At 70.5% G+C, this 20,595-nt stretch carries 21 protein-coding genes; 9 read left to right on the top strand and 12 right to left on the bottom strand.

The genetic code is table 11. The features are described from left to right. Window positions 1–40: 40 nt before the first annotated feature. A complete protein-coding gene (locus OG956_RS15505) occupies window positions 41–859 on the bottom strand; it encodes a hypothetical protein (RefSeq protein WP_330342849.1) in 819 nt (272 codons plus the stop codon). Between the two features lie 180 nt (window positions 860–1,039). Between OG956_RS15505 and OG956_RS15510 the strand changes: the two genes are divergently transcribed. From OG956_RS15510 to cseC, 5 genes are all read left to right on the top strand, one after another. Further along, window positions 1,040–1,915 carry an A/G-specific adenine glycosylase gene (locus tag OG956_RS15510; RefSeq protein WP_330338560.1) on the top strand — a complete coding sequence of 292 codons (876 nt, stop codon included), beginning with the start codon at window positions 1,040–1,042 and terminating at the stop codon, window positions 1,913–1,915. Window positions 1,916–2,191: 276 nt separating this feature from the next. After that, window positions 2,192–2,731 (top strand): SigE family RNA polymerase sigma factor, encoded by a 540-nt coding sequence (locus tag OG956_RS15515; RefSeq protein WP_330338561.1) that lies wholly within the window; start codon window positions 2,192–2,194, stop codon window positions 2,729–2,731. Continuing rightward, window positions 2,719–3,369, top strand: coding sequence for a hypothetical protein (locus tag OG956_RS15520; protein ID WP_330338562.1), 651 nt, complete (start codon window positions 2,719–2,721; stop codon window positions 3,367–3,369). Before OG956_RS15515 ends, OG956_RS15520 begins: the two co-directional genes overlap by 13 nt. Before the next feature lie 34 nt (window positions 3,370–3,403). After that, window positions 3,404–4,108 (top strand): two-component system response regulator CseB, encoded by a 705-nt coding sequence (gene cseB / locus OG956_RS15525; protein ID WP_330338563.1) that lies wholly within the window; start codon window positions 3,404–3,406, stop codon window positions 4,106–4,108. A 10-nt stretch (window positions 4,109–4,118) separates the two neighbouring features. Then, window positions 4,119–5,474, top strand: coding sequence for a two-component system sensor histidine kinase CseC (cseC, locus tag OG956_RS15530; RefSeq protein WP_330338564.1), 1,356 nt, complete (start codon window positions 4,119–4,121; stop codon window positions 5,472–5,474). Window positions 5,475–5,514: 40 nt separating this feature from the next. Here the strand turns inward: cseC and OG956_RS15535 are convergent, their stop codons facing one another. From OG956_RS15535 to OG956_RS15550, 4 genes are all read right to left on the bottom strand, one after another. Further along, window positions 5,515–5,889, bottom strand: a complete 375-nt coding sequence (locus OG956_RS15535) for a TetR-like C-terminal domain-containing protein (protein ID WP_330342850.1) — start codon at window positions 5,887–5,889, stop codon at window positions 5,515–5,517. 30 nt (window positions 5,890–5,919) lie between these two features. Continuing rightward, window positions 5,920–6,366, bottom strand: a complete 447-nt coding sequence (locus OG956_RS15540) for a VOC family protein (RefSeq protein WP_330338565.1) — start codon at window positions 6,364–6,366, stop codon at window positions 5,920–5,922. Beyond that, window positions 6,363–6,887: a helix-turn-helix transcriptional regulator gene (locus OG956_RS15545; RefSeq protein WP_330338566.1), complete on the bottom strand. Its 525-nt coding sequence runs from the start codon at window positions 6,885–6,887 to the stop codon at window positions 6,363–6,365. The genes OG956_RS15540 and OG956_RS15545 overlap by 4 nt, the downstream gene beginning before the upstream one ends. A gap of 198 nt (window positions 6,888–7,085) precedes the next feature. Beyond that, window positions 7,086–8,654, bottom strand: coding sequence for an MDR family MFS transporter (locus OG956_RS15550; RefSeq protein ID WP_330338567.1), 1,569 nt, complete (start codon window positions 8,652–8,654; stop codon window positions 7,086–7,088). Window positions 8,655–8,778: 124 nt separating this feature from the next. Between OG956_RS15550 and OG956_RS15555 the strand changes: the two genes are divergently transcribed. The 3 genes from OG956_RS15555 (at window position 8,779) to OG956_RS15565 (ending at window position 13,281) form a co-directional block, all read left to right on the top strand. Beyond that, window positions 8,779–9,378: a TetR/AcrR family transcriptional regulator gene (locus tag OG956_RS15555; RefSeq protein WP_330338568.1), complete on the top strand. Its 600-nt coding sequence runs from the start codon at window positions 8,779–8,781 to the stop codon at window positions 9,376–9,378. Window positions 9,379–9,554: 176 nt separating this feature from the next. Beyond that, on the top strand, window positions 9,555–10,172 hold the full coding sequence (locus tag OG956_RS15560; protein ID WP_330338569.1) for an HAD family acid phosphatase: 618 nt from the start codon (window positions 9,555–9,557) through the stop codon (window positions 10,170–10,172). 73 nt (window positions 10,173–10,245) lie between these two features. Beyond that, window positions 10,246–13,281: an NACHT domain-containing protein gene (locus OG956_RS15565; protein WP_330338570.1), complete on the top strand. Its 3,036-nt coding sequence runs from the start codon at window positions 10,246–10,248 to the stop codon at window positions 13,279–13,281. Between the two features lie 65 nt (window positions 13,282–13,346). Here the strand turns inward: OG956_RS15565 and OG956_RS15570 are convergent, their stop codons facing one another. Next, window positions 13,347–15,872, bottom strand: coding sequence for an ATP-dependent Clp protease ATP-binding subunit (locus tag OG956_RS15570; RefSeq protein ID WP_330338571.1), 2,526 nt, complete (start codon window positions 15,870–15,872; stop codon window positions 13,347–13,349). A 430-nt stretch (window positions 15,873–16,302) separates the two neighbouring features. Between OG956_RS15570 and OG956_RS15575 the strand changes: the two genes are divergently transcribed. Further along, window positions 16,303–16,953, top strand: coding sequence for an SCO3374 family protein (locus OG956_RS15575; RefSeq protein ID WP_330338572.1), 651 nt, complete (start codon window positions 16,303–16,305; stop codon window positions 16,951–16,953). On the opposite strand, the gene OG956_RS15580 is transcribed toward OG956_RS15575, so the two are convergent. The 6 genes from OG956_RS15580 to OG956_RS15605 all read right to left on the bottom strand — a co-directional run bounded on the left by OG956_RS15580 (window position 16,932) and on the right by OG956_RS15605 (window position 20,594). Beyond that, window positions 16,932–17,267 carry a histone-like nucleoid-structuring protein Lsr2 gene (locus OG956_RS15580; RefSeq protein ID WP_330338573.1) on the bottom strand — a complete coding sequence of 112 codons (336 nt, stop codon included), beginning with the start codon at window positions 17,265–17,267 and terminating at the stop codon, window positions 16,932–16,934. The two genes, OG956_RS15575 and OG956_RS15580, sit on opposite strands and share 22 nt — an antisense overlap. Window positions 17,268–17,481: 214 nt before the next feature. After that, the gene (locus tag OG956_RS15585) at window positions 17,482–18,015 is read right to left on the bottom strand and encodes an amino-acid N-acetyltransferase (protein WP_330338574.1); all 534 of its coding nucleotides are present in this window, start codon (window positions 18,013–18,015) and stop codon (window positions 17,482–17,484) included. 9 nt (window positions 18,016–18,024) lie between these two features. After that, on the bottom strand, window positions 18,025–18,441 hold the full coding sequence (locus tag OG956_RS15590; RefSeq protein ID WP_443065563.1) for a BlaI/MecI/CopY family transcriptional regulator: 417 nt from the start codon (window positions 18,439–18,441) through the stop codon (window positions 18,025–18,027). 236 nt (window positions 18,442–18,677) lie between these two features. Further along, the gene (locus tag OG956_RS15595; protein ID WP_330338576.1) at window positions 18,678–18,857 is read right to left on the bottom strand and encodes a hypothetical protein; all 180 of its coding nucleotides are present in this window, start codon (window positions 18,855–18,857) and stop codon (window positions 18,678–18,680) included. A gap of 134 nt (window positions 18,858–18,991) precedes the next feature. Then, window positions 18,992–19,666 (bottom strand): hypothetical protein, encoded by a 675-nt coding sequence (locus OG956_RS15600; RefSeq protein WP_330342851.1) that lies wholly within the window; start codon window positions 19,664–19,666, stop codon window positions 18,992–18,994. Window positions 19,667–19,796: 130 nt separating this feature from the next. Continuing rightward, the gene (locus OG956_RS15605; protein WP_330338577.1) at window positions 19,797–20,594 is read right to left on the bottom strand and encodes a type III pantothenate kinase; all 798 of its coding nucleotides are present in this window, start codon (window positions 20,592–20,594) and stop codon (window positions 19,797–19,799) included. Between the last annotated feature and the right edge of the window lies 1 nt (window position 20,595).

Raw genomic sequence — 20,595 nt, forward strand, 5'->3', positions numbered from 1 at the left:
GCGCCCCGGAGGGGCGACGACGCGCATTGTCAGACAGGCCCTAGTCAGCCGACAGCACGAACGACGTGTGCACCGTTCCGAAGCCCGGTGCCTTCGCCTCCAGCAGGTAGGTGTCCGGCTTCGCCGAGCCCGCCGCGGGCGTCGCGCACTGGGGAGCGCTCGGCTTGCGGTCCCACTTCACCGTGTAGGTGATGCTCTGCCCGGCCGGCACCCGGAACACCAGGCTGCCCGCGCCCTTGGGGCAGTCGGCCGACGACCAGAACGTCTTGCCGCTCGTCGGCGTGATGGTCAACACCGCGTTCTTCGGCCCGAGATCGACCTTGCAGTCGGCGGACGAGTTGTTCCTGGCGGTGAGTTCGAAGGTCGGCGTCTGGTCCGGCGAGTAGGTGTTGTGCAGGCTGCGCAGGCTCAGCGTCACCGCGGAGGCGGTGCAGTCGGGCAGCGTGGACGATGCCGGGATCGTGTCGCCCGTACCGACGGCGCCGCCGCCGGATCCCGTACCCGAGCCGCCACCGGACCCGGACCCCGAGGACCCGGTGGAGCCGGCGGAGCCGCCGTCCGAACCGCTGCCGCCCGAACCGGAGTCGCTCCCGCCGGTGCCGCTGCCGCCGCCCGAGTCGTCGCGTCCGCCCGGGTGCTGGCTGATGGCCGGTCCGGACGAGGACGGCCCCGGGGTGATGGTGTGCGCGGGATTCTTGCCGTCGGACCCGCCGGCGCTCTTCCTGCCGCCCCCGCCGCCCGCGGTGACGATCCAGGTGATCAGCAGCGCCAGCAGGGCGATCACCGACAGCAGTACGACCCTCCTTCGCCAGTAGATGGAGGAGGGAAGCGGCCCGACCGGATTGCGCAGAGATCCCACGGCGCAAACTGTACGAGAGATCGCCGTGCTCGCTTGCGCCACCCGCCGCACGAGCATCAACTTTTCCGGATCATCATCCCGGCAACTGCCGTAACGGCCAAGGATCTTCACCGTTCGGCACGCTGAGTGACCGTGCCGTCACCATCCCTGGGTGCCGACCCGTGGCAGGATCGGAAGGCCATGACTGAGAAGCTGCACACCCCCGTGATCGCCTGGTTCGACGCCCACGCCCGCGACCTGCCCTGGCGCCGCCCGGAGGCGGGCCCGTGGGGTGTGATGGTCAGCGAGTTCATGCTCCAGCAGACCCCGGTCAACCGGGTGCTGCCGGTCTACGAGGAGTGGCTGGCCCGCTGGCCGCGCCCCGCCGACCTGGCGAAGGAGGCGCCCGGCGAGGCGGTGCGCGCCTGGGGCCGGCTCGGCTACCCGCGCCGGGCGCTCAGGCTGCACGGCGCCGCGGTCGCCATAACGGAACGGCACGGCGGGGACGTGCCGACGGAGCACGCGCAGCTGCTGGCGCTGCCCGGCATCGGCGAGTACACGGCCGCCGCGGTGGCCTCGTTCGCGTACGGGCAGCGGCATCCGGTGCTGGACACGAACGTGCGCCGGGTGCTCGCGCGGGCGGTGACCGGGGTGCAGTACCCGCCGAACGCGACGACGGCCGCCGAGCGCAGGCTCGCCCGCGAGCTGCTGCCCGAGGACGAGAAGACGGCCGCGCGCTGGGCGGCGGCCTCCATGGAGCTGGGCGCGCTGGTGTGCACGGCGAAGAACGAGGGGTGCGGGCGGTGCCCGATCGCCGGGCAGTGCGCCTGGCTGCTGGCCGGCAAGCCGGAGCACTCCGGGCCGCCGCGGCGCGGGCAGACGTACGCCGGCACGGACCGGCAGGTGCGGGGCAAGCTGCTGGCGGTGCTGCGGGAGGCGCACGCGCCGGTGCCGCAGGCGGTGCTGGACCGGGTGTGGCACGAGCCGGTGCAGCGCGCCCGGGCGCTCGACGGGCTCGTCACGGACGGTCTGGTGGAGCCGCTGCCGGGCGGCCTGTACCGGCTGCCGCTCAGCTGACGCACAGCCAAGTCACAGCCCCAGCTGCTTCGTTACATCCCCTCTCGCCCGACGAAGGCCTGCAGACAGGGACATAACGGGTCACCCCTTTACCCCGTTCCTACGGCTGTTACACAACCGACGGACAGCCGATTGCCAGCCGCAGGCTGGAGCGGACAACGCCGTGACAACCGCTCCCTACCTTCGTTCCGTGCCCGGCAGACCACCGGACACGGGGAAGGTACGCAGCACTTCAGGCACGGGCCGGAGTGAACGGGGAAACGGAGGCGGTCGATCATGGCGCAGGGAGAGGTGCTCGAGTTCGAGGAGTACGTCCGCACCCGGCAGGACGCGCTGCTGCGCAGCGCACGCCGGCTGGTCCCGGACCCGGTCGACGCCCAGGACCTGCTGCAGACGGCACTGGTGCGGACGTACGGCCGCTGGGAGGGCATCGCCGACAAGCGGCTCGCCGACGCCTATCTGCGCCGCGTCATGATCAACACCCGTACGGAGTGGTGGCGGGCGCGCAAGCTGGAGGAGGTCCCCACCGAGCAGCTGCCCGACGCGTCCGTGGACGACTCCACCGAGCAGCACGCCGACCGCGCCCTGCTGATGGACGTCATGAAGGTGCTGGCACCCAAGCAGCGCAGTGTTGTAGTACTGCGACACTGGGAGCAGATGTCCACGGAGGAGACGGCCGCCGCCCTCGGCATGTCGGCGGGTACGGTCAAGAGCACGCTGCACCGGGCGCTCGCCCGGCTCCGCGAGGAGCTGGAGGCCCGCGATCTGGACGCACGCGCGCTGGAGCGTGAGGAGCAGGAGCGTTGCGCGGCCTGACGGGGTCCGGATCCGAACGGGTCCGGGGCAGTGCACAGGCGGTGATCGCGGCAGGGGCCGTGTTCGCCGCCGTCGCCCTTTTCCTCGCCGCGTGCGGCACGGGGGGCACCGGCACCCGCGACGAGGGGCCGGCGCACGCCTCGGCGGTCGCGGGAGTCGTCGACTCCCCCTCGCCGAGCCCGTCCGGCGGCTTCCGGCGCGTGGACGCGGTCTCGCTGCTCAGGAAGGACCCGGCGGTCTCCGCCGCGGTGAAGCGTGACCTGAAGCCGTGCAGCGGCGGCGACTACCCGGTCGACGTCACCTACGGCTATCTGACCGGCGGATCCGTCAACGACGTCCTCGTCAACGTGTCGACCTGCGGTGACTGGGTGGGCATCGGCACCTACGTGTACCGGCGGGTGGAGGGCGCGTACAAGAATGTGTTCAAGGCGGAGGAATCGCCGGTCTACTCGGAGATCGACGGCACCGACCTGAGCGTGACCAAGCAGGTGTACGCGACGGACGACCCGGTGTCGAACCCGTCCCAGGAGACGGTGATCACCTACCGGTGGAAGGCGGGCCGGTTCACCGAGATCAACCGGCACGAGACCGACTACAGCAAGACCGGCGGTGACGCGGCGGCCACGTCGGACAACTGACCCCCCACAGACACGAGGACTTGAGAGCACCGGGATGGCAGACCAGACCCACGTCCTGTTCGTCGAGGACGACGACGTCATCCGCGAGGCCACCCAGCTCGCCCTGGAGCGGGACGGCTTCGCGGTGACCGCCATGCCCGACGGCCTGTCGGGCCTGGAGGCGTTCCGGGCGAACCGCCCCGACATCGCCCTGCTGGACGTCATGGTCCCGGGCCTGGACGGCGTCAGCCTGTGCCGCCGTATCCGGGACGAGTCCACCGTGCCGGTGATCATGCTGTCGGCGCGCGCCGACTCCATCGACGTCGTCCTCGGTCTGGAGGCGGGCGCCGACGACTATGTGACCAAGCCGTTCGACGGCGCCGTGCTGGTCGCGCGGATCCGGGCGGTGCTGCGCCGCTTCGGGCACGCCGGCGGCAACGACCGGGGCGAGTCCGCCGAGGACACGGTGTCCGGCGGCGTGCTCACCTTCGGGGACCTCCAGGTCGACACCGGGGGCATGGAGGTGCGCCGGGCCGGGCAGCCGGTCGCGCTCACGCCCACCGAGATGCGGCTGCTGCTGGAGTTCTCCTCCGCTCCGGGCACCGTGCTCTCCCGCGACAAGCTGCTGGAGCGCGTGTGGGACTACGGCTGGGGCGGGGACACCCGGGTCGTGGACGTGCATGTGCAGCGGCTGCGCCAGAAGATCGGCCAGGACCGGATCGAGACGGTCCGCGGCTTCGGCTACAAGCTGAAGGCCTGAGCGGGGCGGCATGCGGGGGATCCTTCGGCACCCGGTCCGGCGGATGGAGCGGGCGGGCCTGCACACCGGACTCAGGTGGAAGCTCAGCGCGGCGATCGCTCTGGTCGCGGGCCTGGTGGCGATCGCGCTCAGCCTGGTCGTGCACAACGCGGCCCGGGTCTCGATGCTCGACAACGCGCGCGACCTGGCCAACCAGCGCGTCCAGATCGCGCAGCGCAACTACGAGCTGAGCCGGCGGCCGAACTTCCCCAACATCAAGGTCGACGACCCCGAACTGCCGGACGCGCTGCGCGAGAAGGTCGAGGAGGGCCGCAAGGCCAGCGACGTCATCGACCACGGCCGCGCGCCGGACATCTGGGCGGCCGTACCGACCAAGGACGGGCACGTGCTGTCCCTGCACAGCCATATGCCGGACCGTTCCACCGACGTGATGAAGGACCTCGACCAGGCGCTGGTCATCGGCTCCGTCGCGGTCGTGTTCTGCGGCAGCGCCCTCGGGGTGCTGATCGGCGGGCAGCTGTCCCGGCGGCTGCGCAAGGCGGCGGCCGCCGCGAACCGGGTCGCCAGGGGCGAGACCGACGTCCGGGTGCGCGAGGCCATAGGCGGGGTCGTACGGGACGAGACCGACGATCTCGCGCGCGCGGTGGACGCCATGGCGGACGCGCTGCAGCAGCGCCTGGAGGCCGAGCGGCGGGTCACGGCCGACATCGCGCACGAGCTGCGCACCCCGGTGACGGGCCTGCTCACGGCCGCCGAACTGCTGCCGCCGGGCCGCCCGACCGAACTCGTCCTGGACCGGGCGAAGGCGATGCGCACGCTCGTCGAGGACGTCCTGGAGGTGGCCCGCCTGGACGGCGCCTCGGAGCGGGCCGAGCTGCAGGACATCATGCTCGGCGAGTTCGTGCGGCGCCGGGTGGCGGCCAAGGACCCGGACGTCGCCGTGCGGGTGGTGCACGAGTCGGAGGTCACCACCGACCCGCGCCGGCTGGAGCGGGTGCTGTTCAACCTGCTCGCCAACGCCGCCCGGCACGGCAGGCCGCCGATCGAGGTGACCGTCGAGGGCCGGGTGATCCGGGTCCGCGACCACGGTCCCGGCTTCCCCGAGGAACTGCTCGCCGAAGGCCCGAGCCGCTTCCGCACGGGCAGCAAGGACCGCGCCGGTACGGGCCACGGGCTGGGCCTGACCATCGCGGCGGGCCAGGCCCGCGTCCTCGGCGCCCGTCTGACCTTCCGCAACGTACGCCCCGTCGGGGCGCCGCCCGGCGTCCCGGCGGAGGGCGCGGTGGCGGTGCTGTGGCTTCCCGAGCACGCCCCCACGGCGACGGGCAGCTATCCGGTGCTGCCCCTGCCGGAGGGCACGGCCTGAGGCCTGCCGGCCGCCCGGCGTACGGCACATGGGAAGGCGCTCACCGGAGCAGCGACTCGGTGAGCCGCTCGGCGGCGGCCGCCTCCAGCGGAGCGTGCCCCAGCAGGAAGCGGTACCAGAAGAGCCCGTAGACCTGGTCGACCAGGAGGGCGACGTCCCGGTCGGCGGCCGGTTCGCCGCGCTCCCGGCCGCGTTCGAGCACCGCGCGAACCACCGCCCGGCGCGACTGGGTGAACTCCCGCATCAGCTCGGCCAGATGCGCATCCCGTGCCGCCTCCCGGACCAGGGTGCGCAGGGCCGGCCCGGACGGCGGCCGCTGGGCCGCCTCGAACGTGGCGACGGCCAGGTGGCGCAGATCCGCCCTGAGGGCCGGCGGCCGGGCAGGCTCCGCCCGGAACCACCAGGCTCCGCGCAGAAGCCGCCAGGCCGGCTCCCGCCCCCGGGCTCAGCACGCCCAGTCGCGCTCCAGGTCCAGCCCGCCTTCCCGGCGCTGTGTGAACGAGAACCAGTTGCCGGAGTCGTCGCGGAACAACGCCTCCGTGCCGTAGGGCCGCTCCTGGGGTTCCTGGAGGAACTCGACCCCGCGCTCCCTGAGCTTCTCGTAGTCCCCGTGGATGTCGTCCGTCACCAGCACGCCCGCGCCCAGCGCGCCCTTCGCGACGAGCTTCTTCATCATCTCGGCGGACTCGGGATCCATCGCCGGCGGCCCCGGCACCATGAGGGTCAGCTCCACGTCGGGCTGGCCGTGGGCGCCGACGGTCAGCCAGCGCGCGCCGCCCTCGCCCATGGTCATGTCCGTACGGACCTCGAGGCCGAGTTTCTGGGTGTAGAAGTCCTTGGCCCGGTCCTGGTCGAGGACCCAGACGGTGGTGATGGCAAGCCCCTTGATCATGGTTCGGCCCTCCTGCCGGTGGTGCTGACGGCGCTGGTGGTGCCGTCCTCGCTGGGGGTGCCGTCCGCACCGGCGGACGGCTCTTCGCCACCGTAGGCAGAGCCGGGCCCGGAGCGCTTCTCCGATCTTGCGGTGCTGAATCCGCCGGCCCAGAGCATGGCGTAGCACCCGGGTATCAGGGCGGCGCCGCGCCTCACGTGCCGTGCGCGGTACTCGCTCGGGGTGAGTCCGGTGCGGGCCTTGAAGCGGGCGGAGAACGTGCCGAGACTGCTGAAGCCGACGAGGGTGCAGATCTCGGTCACGGTGAGGTCGGCGCTGCGCAGCATCTCCTCGGCCCGCTCGATCCGCCGGTGGGTCAGATACCGGCCCGGCGTCTCGCCGTAGACGTCCTTGAAGGCGCGCAGGAAGTGGAACCGCGAGTACCCGGCGCGGGCCGCCACGGCGTCCAGGTCGAGCCCGGGATCCGCCCAGTCCCGGTCCATGGCGTCCTTGGCCAGACGCATACGGCGCAGCTTGTCCATGTGGTCGATGGTGGCATCCGGGACTGACAGTCGGTTCGGGCCCATGACGGCCGCGACCGTCAATCGGGCAACCACGACGGCGATCCGCCACGTCCGCGAGAGCGGCGCCGGTTCAGGCGCGAAAAGGGGAAGACCCCGGGGCGGACACCGACCGGGGTCTTCCGTCTCAGACGAGCCTCACACGGCGAGGCAGGAGCCTCACACGGCCTCGACGACCTGCACCGGAGCCGCGTCCTCGCCGCTCTCCGCCGAAGGTTTGCCGGTCCGCAGCGGAACCTCCTTCACGAACAGCGCCGCGACGAGCACGATCACCGCGATCCCCGCGCCCAGCAGGAACGCCGAGTGGGTGCCGGCGGACACCGCGTGCTGGTAGGCCTCGCGCGCCGCGGCGGGCAGCTTGGCCAGGCTCTTCGCGTCCAGCTGCGCGGACTTCTCGGTGACGCCCTTGCCCAGGGCGCCGGCCCGCTCGGCCATCACGTGCTTGACGCGGTCGTTGAACAGCGCGCCCATGATGGCCACGCCGAAGGAGGAGCCGAGCGTACGGAACAGGGTGGTGGACGAGGACGCGACGCCCATGTCCTTCATCTCCACGCTGTTCTGCGCGACCAGCATGGTGATCTGCATCAGGCAGCCCATGCCCAGGCCCAGCACGGCCATGTAGATGCCGGAGGTCAGCCGGGTCGTGCCCGTGTCCATCAGCGACAGCAGATACAGCCCGACGATCATCAGGGCGCCGCCGGCGATCGGGAAGACCTTGTACCGGCCGCTGTTGGTGGTGACCCGGCCCGCGACCATCGAGGTCACGAGCATCGCGCCGAGCATCGGCAGCAGCAGCAGACCGGAGTTGGTCGCCGAGGCGCCCTGCACCGACTGCTGGTACAGCGGCAGGTAGAGCGTGGCGCCGAACATCACGAAGCCGGTGATGAAGCCGATGAGGGACATCAGGGTGAAGTTGCGGCTCTTGAACATGTGCAGCGGCAGAACCGGCTCGACGGCCTTGGTCTGCCACCACACGAAGCCGATCAGGGCGACGACGCCGAGGGCGATCAGCTCCATGATCCGCGTGGAGCTCCAGGCGTACTCGGTGCCGCCCCAGGTGGTGACCAGCACGATGGCGGTGATGCCGACGGTCAGCAGCGCGACGCCCAGGTAGTCGATGCGCGCCTGCGCCCGCTTCTTGGGCAGGTGCAGCACGGCGCTGACCAGCGCCAGGGCGACGGCGCCGAGCGGCAGGTTGATGTAGAAGGACCAGCGCCAGCCCCAGTTGTCGGTGATGGTGCCGCCGACCAGCGGGCCGCCGATCATGGCCAGCGCCATCACGCCGGCCATCATGCCGGTGTACTTGCCGCGCTCCCGCGGCGGTATCAGGTCGCCGATGATCGCCATGACGCCGACCATCAGACCGCCGGCGCCGAGACCCTGCACGGCGCGGAAGCCGATCAGCTGGTCCATGTTCTGGGCCATGCCGCTGAGCGCCGATCCGATCAGGAACAGCACGATCGAGCTGAGGAAGGCGCCCTTGCGCCCGTACATGTCGCCGATCTTGCCCCAGATCGGGGTCGAGGCCGCGGTGGCCAGGGTGTAGCCGGTGACCACCCAGGACAGGTGCTCCAGACCGCCCAGCTCGCCCACGATCGTCGGCATCGCCGTGCCCACGATCATGTTGTCGAGCATCGCGAGCATCATCGCGATCATGAGCGCGAGGAGGACCACGCGCACGCTTCTCGGCGGTTTGCTCTCCGTGACGTTTTCTACTGTGTCCGCCATCTCTTCTCACTCCCCCTGCGGCGGCTACTTACTTGCCGCCCGGCTAGTTCACTACACTGGGAAGGTAGCCCCGCAACTAGCCGGGCGTCAAGTAAGTTTCCGCGGAAGCGCGAGGAGTACGAGGATGGGCGGCACCATGGACGGCACCAAGCAGCAGCGCCGCGGCAACACCCGCCAGCGCATCCAGGACATCGCGCTCGAACTCTTCGCGGAGCAGGGCTACGAGAAGACGTCTCTGCGCGAGATCGCCGAGCGTCTCGACGTGACGAAGGCGGCCCTGTACTACCACTTCAAGACCAAGGAAGAGATCATCGTCAGCCTCTTCGAGGATCTGACGCAGCCGATCGAGGACCTGATCGAGTGGGGCCGCAGCCAGCCGCACACCCTGGAGACGAAGCAGGAGATCGTACGGCGCTACAGCGCGGCCCTGGCCGGCGCCGAGCCGCTGTTCCGCTTCATGCAGGAGAACCAGGCGACGGTACGGGAACTGCGCATCGGCGACACCTTCAAGGACCGGATGCGCGGCCTGCGGGACATCCTCATCGACCCGGAGGCCGACCTCGTCGACCAGGTGCGCTCGGTCAGCGCCATGTTCACCCTGCACGCCGGGATGTTCGTGATGCAGGACCTGGAACGCGACCCCGCCAAGGTGCGGGAGGCCGTGCTCGAGGTCGCCATGGACCTGGTGACCCAGGCGCACCAGCACGCCCACGGCGAGCGGTAGGCCGGCGTCCGGCGGCGCTCGCGGCCACGCCCGCCCCGAAATGTGACGCACGCCTCTGGCGACCTACCGTGCAGTAACCCTACGGTTCCCCTCGCGCCACTCGCACCTCAGATCATGCCCCTGACATTTCAGGACGCGTACGGATCACGCGTACGGACGTGAGAGGACCCCCACCGATGACCAGACGCCCCTGGGCGCGCCGCATTTCCGTCACCGCCGTCTCCGTGGCCGCCCTCGCCGCGCTGGCCGCCCCGGCCCACGCGGCGGACACCACGGCGGTCACGAGCAGTTCCACGGCGAAGGTCGACTACGCCACCTGGCAGAAGGACTGCCAGACGGTGATGGACCAGGCCCTGCCGTACCTGAAGGAACGCATCGCCGAGGCCCGGCCGGGCGAGAAGCAGGCGATCGTCTTCGACATCGACAACACCACGCTGGAGACCGACTTCGGCTTCAGCTACCCGCAGCCGGCCAACAAGCCCGTCCTGAACGTGGCACGGTACGCCCAGGAGCACGGCGTCTCCCTGTTCTTCGTCACGGCCCGCCCGGGCATCATCTACCTGCCCACCGAGTACAACCTCGAGCACGACGGCTACGACGTCTCCGGCCTCTACGTCCGCGACCTGTTCGACCTCTTCAAGGACGTCGCCGCCTACAAGACCGCCCAGCGCGTCGACATCGAGAACAAGGGCTACACGATCATCGCGAACATCGGCAACAGCGCCACCGACCTTACCGGCGGCCACGCCGAGAAGACCTTCAAACTGCCGGACTACGACGGGCAGTTGTCGTAACGACGGAGAACCGCTCCGGTTAGGCTCCATCCGTATCGCGTTCCGCGGTGATGCGACCACGGGGGTGTGGCGGATGGAGCCGACGGTTCTGGGCAGCAAGCTGGCCTCCAGCGTGATCGGCCCGATGGTGAGGAAGCTGTTCGTCCAGGACGGCCCCGGGGCCGGGCTGGTCGACAGACCGGTGCGGATGCGGGACCTGGTGTCCTTCCGGGGCGAGAAGCGCACACTTGGCGAGAAAGAGGTGCGCAGGCTGGCGGGCCGACTGGTGGCGGAGGCCATGGCCGCACCGGGCGAGCGCCCGTTCCCACCGGACGAGGAGATCGCCGTCACCGACACCCTGACCGGCCGGCTGCTCGCCCTGGGCGACCTGGACATGGACGACGTACAGGCCGTACGACTCGGCAGTCATGAACTCGCCCGGCAGCTGCGCCGCCACGCACCGCCCCCCGACGGGCTGTCCGCCGACGCGTGCGTCTTCCTCGACTCGGCGACGCAGTGGGCGTGCCTGCACATCCTGGAGTTCTTCAGCCGCCGTTCCACCTTTGTCGCCCGAACCCTGGTGGAGCAGACCCGGGTCCAGCGGGAACTGATAGCCAAGGTGGACGAGGTCATCGCCCGTATTCCGCGCCCCGACGCCCGTGACATCGCCTTCGAACGCCGCTATCTGCCGTACATCGCCGACCGCCACAACCACATCACCATCTACGGCATCGACCTGCGCGACTCCCCCGACCGCTGGCCCCTCGAAGTCGCCTATCTGAGCCTGGAGGCGACGGCGGAGGAGGACACCGTACGGGACGAGGAGCAGCGCCCGGTCAGCGCGGCCGGCCGCCTGCCCGCCGAGGATGCGCTGCACGCCGACTCCCGCGTGCTGCTGCGCGGCGATGCGGGTTCCGGGAAGACGACGCTCGTGCAGTGGCTGGCGGTGACGGCGGCCAGGGACGGTCACCGCATCCCGTACGTCCTCCCCCTGCGCACCCTGATCCGCACGGGTCCGCTGCCGTCGCCCGCCGAGTTCCTGAAGGCCGTGGGCTGCCCGCTGACCCCGCCGGAGGGCTGGGCCGACCGCATCCTGACGGCGGGACGCGGCCTGATCCTGGTCGACGGCCTGGACGAGATCCCGGCCGCCGACCGCCACCGCACCCGCGACTGGCTGCGCTCCCTGCTCGTGGCCTACCCCGGCAACCACTGGATGCTGACCTCCCGCCCGACAGCCGTACGCCCCGACTGGCTGGCCGAGGAAGGCTTCCGAGAACTGACCCTGGCCCCGATGCGCCGTTCCGAGGTGACGACGTTCGTACGGCGCTGGCACGCGGCGGCGCAGGCCCCGGCGTACGAGGGGCCGCTCCTGGACTCCCTGCGCACGAAGCGCGACCTGGCCCGGCTCGCCACCAACCCCCTGATGTGCGGCCTGATCTGCGCCCTGCACCGGGAACGCCGCGGCTACCTCCCCACGGGCCGCAAGGAGCTGTACGACGCCGCCCTCACCATGCTGCTCGCCCGCCGGGACCGGGAGCGGGGCATGGGTGCCGAGCTGGGCGAGGAAGTACAGCTGGAGCTGCTCCAGCGGCTGGCGTACGCGCTGGTGCTCAGCGGCCGCACGGAGATGGACGTCGACACGGCGGAGGGGATCGTGGAGCGGTGCCTGCCGACCGTCGCATCGGCGCAGGGTGACGCGGCGACGGTGCTGCGAACACTGCTGCTGCGCAGTGGTCTGCTGCGCCAACCCGCGGACGGCGTCGTGGACTTCGTCCACCGCACCTTCCAGGACTACCTGGGCGCGCGGTACGCGGTGGAGGAGGGGCACCTGGACGTCCTGACCAGCCACGCCGACGACACCCAGTGGGAGGACGTCGTCCGGATGGCAGTGGCGCATGCCCGGCCGCGCGAACGGGCCGCGGTGCTACGGCAGTTGCTGGCTCGGGAAACTCCCCGGCTGACCTTGCTGGCGCTGGCGTGCCTGGAACACGCGGCGGCTCTGGAACCGGCGGTACGGGCGGACGTGGAGGCGCGAGCCGCGGCGCTGATCCCGCCGCGCACGACGAAGGATGCGAGGGCTCTGGCGGAGGCGGGTCCACTGGTGCTGGAGCTGCTGCCGGGGCCGGAGGGCCTGACCGACGAAGAGGCACGGGGAGTGGTGGTCACCGCCTCGCTGCTCGGGCAGGAGGAGCCGGAAGGGGCGCTGGCGGTGCTGCGGCGGTTCCGGGAGCACCCGGACCTGGGTGTACGGCGTCAGCTCGTGGGCACCTGGCATCGGTTCGACAGTGAGGAGTACGCGTCCGAAGTACTGGACCATGTGGACCGGGGGGACCTGCTGCTGTCCGCCGGGACCGCCGAGCAGCGCGCTTCGATGGCCCGGATGCGTCCTTGGCCACGGCTCCACTTCTGGGGCCGGCACCGGGTCGAGGACATTCTGGCCGCCGTGCCGGTGCCCGAGGCGGTGCGCCGGATCGACTTCCGGGACAATCCCGACCTCACCGATCTGAGCGCCCTGCTCCCGTTCAGCTCACTGGACGGGCTGCAGCTCAGGGGCTGTCCGAGAGCGGAAGGCCTGGACCGCCTGTCCGCACTGCCGCTCACCCGGCTTGCCTTCGGCCCGATCGCCGACATGCGGGGCCTGCGGTCGCTGCGGTCCCTGACCCGGCTCTCCCTGGCCCAGGAAGTGCCGAGCCGCGACCTCACCGACATCCTTCCGGTGGAGGCGCCGCTCGAATTCCTCTTCCTGGACCGCGGCAGCACCGACGTCTCAGGGCTGCGCGGCCTGCGGCACTGGCGCGGCCTGCGGACGCTGAGCCTTGGCCCCCTGACCACCCGGCTGACGGCTGCCGACTGGGAGGAGGTCGCCGCGCTGCCCGAGCTGACTCAGCTCCATCTGCACGCGGACATGCTGGGCTTCCTTTCGCGTTCCTTCATCGTCATGCCCGAACTCCCGCGCATCGAGGTGCTGCGGGTCTCCTGGATGCGCGGCCGTGAAGACCTCGCTCTTCTGGTACCCCGGCTTCCGGGACTCCGCACGGTGAAGCTGCAGAGTCGGCTTGGATACTCCTTGTCGGCTCCGCGCTGGGCAAGGCTCTTCCGGCACGCGGAAGTCACCGTGGAAGAGATCTGAATACGCGGACGGGGCCGGCGCCCAAAAGGCACCGGCCCCGTCAACGCGGCCAATCCGCCGGAGGCTTACGCCTCCTTGCTCAGGTTCGGTCCGGCGCCGCCGGCCGCCTGCTCGATCGGCGGGACGTCGGGCAGCGCCGACTTCTCCTCACCACGGAAGGTGAACTTCTGGGCCTCGCCCTCACCTTCGGTGTCCACGACCACGATGTGACCGGGGCGCAGCTCGCCGAAGAGGATCTTCTCCGAGAGCGTGTCCTCGACCTCGCGCTGGATCGTGCGGCGCAGCGGCCGGGCGCCCAGCACCGGGTCGTAACCCTTCTTGGCCAGCAGCTCCTTGGCGGACTGGGAGAGCTCGATGCCCATGTCCCGGTCCTTCAGGCGCTCGTCCACCTTGCTGATCATCAGGTCGACGATCCGCAGGATGTCCTCCTGCGTCAGCTGCGGGAAGACCACCACGTCGTCGACGCGGTTGAGGAACTCGGGGCGGAAGTGCTGCTTGAGCTCGTCCGACACCTTGTTCTTCATGCGCTCGTAGTTGGTCTTCGTGTCACCCGCGGCGGCGAAGCCGAGGTTGAAGCCCTTGGAGATGTCCCGGGTGCCGAGGTTGGTCGTCATGATGATGACCGTGTTCTTGAAGTCCACGACCCGGCCCTGGGAGTCGGTCAGGCGACCGTCCTCCAGGATCTGCAGCAGCGAGTTGAAGATGTCCGGGTGGGCCTTCTCCACCTCGTCGAACAGGACGACGGAGAACGGCTTGCGGCGCACCTTCTCGGTCAGCTGGCCGCCCTCTTCGTAGCCCACGTAGCCGGGAGGCGAACCGAAGAGACGCGAGACCGTGTGCTTCTCGCTGAACTCCGACATGTCGAGGGAGATCAGCGCGTCCTCGTCACCGAAGAGGAACTCGGCGAGCGCCTTGGACAGCTCGGTCTTACCGACGCCGGACGGGCCGGCGAAGATGAACGAACCACCCGGACGCTTCGGGTCCTTCAGGCCCGCACGCGTACGGCGGATCGCCTTCGACAGCGCCTTGACGGCGTCGTTCTGGCCGATGACCCGCTTGTGCAGCTCCTCCTCCATGCGGAGCAGGCGGCTGGACTCCTCCTCGGTCAGCTTGAAGACCGGGATGCCGGTGGCCGTGGCGAGGACCTCGGCGATCAGCTCGCCGTCGACCTCGGCGACGACGTCCATGTCGCCGGCCTTCCACTCCTTCTCCCGCTTGGCCTTGGCGGCCAGGAGCTGCTTCTCCTTGTCGCGCAGGGAGGCGGCCTTCTCGAAGTCCTGCGAGTCGATCGCGGACTCCTTGTCCCGGCGGACGGCGGCGATCTTCTCGTCGAACTCGCGCAGGTCCGGCGGAGCGGTCATCCGGCGGATGCGCATCCGCGAGCCCGCCTCGTCGATCAGGTCGATCGCCTTGTCCGGCAGGAAGCGGTCGGAGATGTAGCGGTCGGCCAGGGTGGCCGCCTGGACCAGGGCCTCGTCCGTGATGGAGACGCGGTGGTGCGCCTCGTACCGGTCGCGCAGGCCCTTGAGGATCTCGATCGTGTGCGGCAGGGACGGCTCGGCGACCTGGATGGGCTGGAAGCGGCGCTCCAGGGCCGCGTCCTTCTCCAGGTGCTTGCGGTACTCGTCCAGCGTGGTGGCACCGATGGTCTGCAACTCGCCGCGGGCCAGCATCGGCTTCAGGATGGAGGCCGCGTCGATGGCGCCCTCGGCGGCACCCGCACCGACCAGCGTGTGCAGCTCGTCGATGAACAGGATGATGTCGCCGCGGGTGCGGATCTCCTTGAGCACCTTCTTCAGGCGCTCCTCGAAGTCACCGCGGTAGCGGGAGCCGGCGACCAGCGCGCCGAGGTCCAGCGTGTAGAGGTGCTTGTCCTTCAGCGTCTCGGGCACCTCGCCCTTGACGATGGCCTGGGCGAGGCCCTCGACGACGGCGGTCTTGCCGACGCCGGGCTCACCGATCAGCACCGGGTTGTTCTTGGTACGGCGGGACAGCACCTGCATGACCCGCTCGATCTCCTTCTCGCGCCCGATGACCGGGTCGAGCTTGGACTCACGGGCGGCCTGGGTGAGGTTCCGGCCGAACTGGTCCAGGACCAGAGAGGTCGAGGGGGTGCCCTCGGCCGGGCCGCCCGCTGCGGCGGTCTCCTTGCCCTGGTAGCCGGAGAGCAGCTGGATGACCTGCTGCCGCACCCGGTTGAGGTCTGCGCCCAGCTTGACGAGGACCTGGGCGGCGACGCCCTCGCCCTCGCGGATCAGGCCGAGCAGGATGTGCTCCGTGCCGATGTAGTTGTGGCCCAGCTGAAGAGCCTCTCGGAGCGACAGCTCCAGGACCTTCTTGGCACGGGGGGTGAAGGGGATGTGCCCGGACGGGGCCTGCTGGCCCTGGCCGATGATCTCCTCCACCTGCTGGCGGACCGCCTCAAGCGAAATGCCGAGGCTCTCCAGGGCCTTAGCGGCGACACCTTCACCCTCGTGGATGAGACCCAGGAGGATGTGCTCGGTGCCGATGTAGTTGTGGTTGAGCATCCGGGCTTCTTCCTGAGCCAGGACGACAACCCGCCGCGCGCGGTCGGTGAACCTCTCGAACATCGTTAATCGCTCCTCAGAGCGGTCAGGCAGTGGGGGGAACTTCCCCTCCCTGTCCTTCCGCAGCTTAGTCCCGCAAGCGGGGACCGCTCATTCCAACTGCCGACACCGTCGATGGCCTCCTGACCGTGTGCGCCGACATCTGCTCCAACCCGATGGTGCGAGACGATGTTCCCGCAGGCCAGGCAGTTACCCCACTCGCCACTACGCCGATGGCGAACGTGAGACGGCCTCTCCCGCGCGTCGCCCCCTCCCACTAGGCATGTCTTACCCGCAGCCACTGACACTCCATGCGGCGCGCACCGGTTCCCTCCGCTATGGGCGAACAACCTTGCGCTCCCCCGCACCCCCGCACGCCCCCGTTTCCGCCACACTGCGCAGCCGATACGGCACCCAGCGTAACCCTGCGGCCGATTCGGCGGTTGCACTCGGCATGGCCCGCTCGGTCCCCACAGCCTCAACGGTCCCCCTTCCCCGGCGCCCTCGCTATCCGGACGCCCCGGGCGCCCGCGATCACCTCGCCGGCCCGGAGGCCCGGGCCCGGCACTGGTACGAGAACGATCTGGGCTGGGCGACGGTGCCCGGACGGCCGCTGCGGCTGGTCACGGGGGTGCGGTTCGACGTCCTGGACGTGCCGGCCGAGGCGGGCGCTGAGGCGCTCCGGCATCTCTCGCCGGCCTCTCCAGTGGTCCTCCAGGGCGACCGGATGCGGCTGCTGGTGGCCCCGGGCAGCGCGGAGGAGCTGCCGGGCCTGCTGGACTGGCTGGAGTGGAGCGCCGTCACCCTCGATCTGCGGGTCCTGGGCGAGGGCGGGGCGATGGAGGCGCCGGCCCCGCCGGGAGCCGTTCGCCTCTGGGCGGAAACCTCGCAGGGGGCCGCCGTGTGGTTGCGGCCCCCTGGGGCTGGAGGCGAGGTCGGGGCCTCGCTGCCGGCGCTGCCGGCCATGGGGCGCGGGCAGGGCGCCCCCGATCTCGTACGGCTGCTGGACACGGTGGCAGCTCAGTGCCACCGGATCCGCCTGCGGTGCCCGCGCACCGGGCCGCCGCCCGCCTGCCGGCGGGATCAGCCGTTGGCCTTCTCGTAGGCCTCGCGAATGGACGCGGGAACACGACCGCGGTCGTTGACCTCGTAACCGTTCTCCTTCGCCCAGGCGCGGATCGCCGCGGTGTCCTGGTTGCCACCCGAAGCGGCACGGGCCTTTCCGCGCCCGCCCGACGCACGGCCACCGGTACGACGACCGCCCTTCACATAGGGCTCGAGAAGGCTGCGCAGCTTGTCCGCATTGGCGGTCGTGAGATCGATCTCGTACGTCTTGCCGTCCAGCGCGAACGTCACGGTCTCGTCCGCCTCGCCGCCGTCGAGGTCGTCGACAAGAAGGACCTGAACCTTCTGTGCCACCGGATTTCCTTTCATCGATAACGTTGAGGGCAAGGGGGTGTGCGGCGTCCGCCGTTTCGCCGCCCCTGTTATATGCAGTACTGCAGTACGTCGGAAAGCAAACCGCTTTTGCCGGAAAAACACAAACCCCTGGGAGAGGACCGGTAGAGGACCGGCAGGCCGCGCCCGCCCGGAAACATACGCGTTTCGGACATAGGGCACCGGGCAATGACGATCACAGATGCAGAAGCATCCGGCTGTTGCCCAAGGTGTTCGGTTTCACTCGTTCGAGACCCAGGAACTCCGCGACGCCCTCGTCATAGGAACGCAACAGCTCCGCGTACACATCGGTGTCGACCGGTGTCTCCCCGATCTCCACGAAGCCGTGCTTGCCGAAGAAGTCCACTTCGAAGGTCAGGCAGAAAACGCGGCGAACACCGAGCCAGCGCGCGGTCTGCAGCAACTTCTCCAGCAACTGATGGCCGACGCCGGCGCCCTTGAGGCCGGGCTTCACCGCGAGAGTGCGGACTTCGGCCAGGTCCTCCCACATGACGTGCAGGGCGCCGCAGCCGACCACCTCGGCGTTGTCGTCGCGTTCCGCGACCCAGAACTCCTGGATGTCCTCGTAAAGCGTGACCGTGGCTTTGTCGAGCAGGATGCCGTCGCGGACGTAGGCGTCGAGGAGGCGGCGTACGGCCGGGACGTCGCCGGTCCTGGCACGCCGGACGGTGATGGCCCTTGCGGTGACTTCGGGACGCTCTGCAGACATGGACGGACGCTATCGCCCGTCGGCGCCCTCCGCCGAGTCGGGGTTCTCTTCACCGGGCGCGGGGTTCTCCCGGCCGCGATCGCGGATGGCATCCGCGATTTCCGGTCCCTGAACGATGCGTACGGCGTCCCTGAGGGCCTGGCGCTGTTCCTCGCTCATCATCCCGAAGAAGGCGACGAGGGCGGCGGCCGGGTTGTCGCTCTGCGACCAGGCGTCGTTCATGAGGGCGGCGGCGTAGGCGGCTCGCGTCGAGACGGCCTCATATCGATAGGCGCGTCCTTCCGCCTCGCGGCGCACCCAGCCCTTCTGATGGAGATTGTCCAAAACGGTCATCACGGTGGTGTACGCGATGGAGCGTTCCTGCTGGAGGTCTTCCAGGACTTCTCGAACGGTCACCGGGCGGTTCCACTTCCACACCCGCGTCATGACCGCGTCTTCGAGTTCTCCCAATGGGCGAGGCACAACTCAGAACAATAGTGGGAGAACCGTCCCATGGCGTGCCGGACGTGCACCGAATCCATGAATGGGAACAAAAAGGGCGTACGGCTCAGGCGTCGGACGGGACGCCGGGAGCCGTACGCGGGTACACGCAGGGGTGGAGCGAGGGGCGAGGGGCGAGGGGCGAGGGCGGGCCGGGGCCCGACCCCCCGTCGGCGGCCGGGTCAGGCGTCGCCGCCGGCGGAGGCCTGCCGCGCGTTCTCCGCGCGCGCGAGGGCGGCGTCGACGGCCGCGTCCTCCTTGGCCTTGGCGGCCCCGCCCTGGGTCTTCACGATCACCCTGACCACACCGATGAAGAACACGGCCATCACGACCGGGGGCACGAGTGCGGAGACGTAGTCCATGCCCACCAGAGTAGCCACGGCGCACGGGGCGAAAGGTTACGGGGGGCACAAACCCCACGAGGGACACCGCTCCGACCGGAGAAGGCCCCGAGGACACCCCGACACCGCCGACGCCCGCACGAGACCGGTGCCGGTCAGCCCGCCGCCAGCTGGCGGGGTTCGGCGGGGGCCGCCGGCGGCGTGGGCTTGCGGCGCGGGAAGACCTCCCCCGGCGTCGGGATGGGCCGCTTGGGCGCCGCCGGCTCCGCGCCGGGCCGCTCCCCGGGCGCCGGCGCGGGCTTCGGCGCCGGCTGTTTCTGCGGAGGCCTCTGGGGCGGCTTCTGCGGCTCTCCGGCCTGTTCGGCGGCCTGCCCGGCCCCGGGCAGCCCTCCGCCGCCCGGAAGGGCCGTCAGGCGGGCCCTGGAGGGCGGTACGGCGGGCGCCGGCCCTTTGCGCGCGCCCTGCGCGAACCGGGCGCGTACGTCCTGTTCGGCCAGCGCCTGGCAGCGGTCCAGCAGCGCGGCCGCCACCGGGTTCCCGCGCAGCGCCCGCAGCGCCGCGAGATCGTCCGGCGTCGGCCGGTGTCCGGCCGCCAGGGCCTCCTCCAGGAGGGCGAGATAGCCGGTGGCGGTACCCGGCAGGGCGGCCCGGTACCGGCCGAGGTCGGCCACCAGGAAGGCGCGCAGTCTCGCTCCCTCGCGCATCGCCTCGTCGAGCGCCTCGGCGAGCCGGAAGCAGTCCTGGACGTCCTCGGCGGACGTCTGGCCGGGGTGGAGGGCGAGGGCGAGGGCGCGGCGGAGCACATGGAGCTCCTCCACGCCGAACGCCATGCCGCCGCGGGATCCGTATGGCGTGGGCATGCGGCGACGCTACCGCTAATCGGACAAAAGTGACGAACCTGGCATATTGGTTCGCCGCGTGTCGCTCCCGGTTCCCCCGACCGGGGTCATGCCGGTCGCCTCAGAGCCGGGCCACGTTGCGCTCGTAGACCAGCCGCAGCCCGATCAGCGTCAGCCAGGGCTGGTGCTCGTCGATCACCGAGGACTCCCCCAGCACCATCGGCGCGAGCCCGCCCGTCGCGATCACCCGCACGTCGTCCGGGTCGTCGGCCAGCTCCCGCGCCATCCGGCTGACGACCCCGTCGACCTGCCCGGCGAAGCCGTACACGATGCCGGCCTGCATGGCCTCGACGGTGTTCTTGCCGATCACGCTGCGCGGCCGGGCCACCTCGATCTTCCGCAGCTGCGCGCCCTTGACGCCGAGCGCCTCGACGGAGATCTCGATGCCGGGCGCGATGACCCCGCCGACGTACTCCCCGCGCGCGGAGACCGCGTCGAACGTGGTCGCCGTACCGAAGTCGACGACGATCGCCGGGCCGCCGTACAGCTCGACGGCGGCGACCGCGTTGATGATCCGGTCCGCGCCGACCTCCTTGGGGTTGTCGGTGAGGATCGGCACGCCCGTCTTCACGCCCGGCTCGACCAGCACGGCGGGCACGTCGCCGTAGTAGCGCCGGGTGACCTCGCGCAGCTCGTGCAGCACCGACGGAACGGTCGCGCAGATCGCGATGCCGTCGATGCCGTCGCCCAGCTCGTCGCCGAGCAGCGGGTGCATGCCCATCAGGCCCTGCAGCAGCACCGCCAGCTCGTCCGCCGTACGGCGGGCGTCCGTGGAGATGCGCCAGTGCTCGACGATGTCCTCGCCGTCGAACAGGCCGAGGACGGTGTGGGTGTTGCCGACGTCGATCGTGAGGAGCATG

Source organism: Streptomyces sp. NBC_00557 (genome assembly GCF_036345995.1).
In the GTDB taxonomy this organism is placed as follows: Bacteria; Actinomycetota; Actinomycetes; order Streptomycetales; family Streptomycetaceae; genus Streptomyces.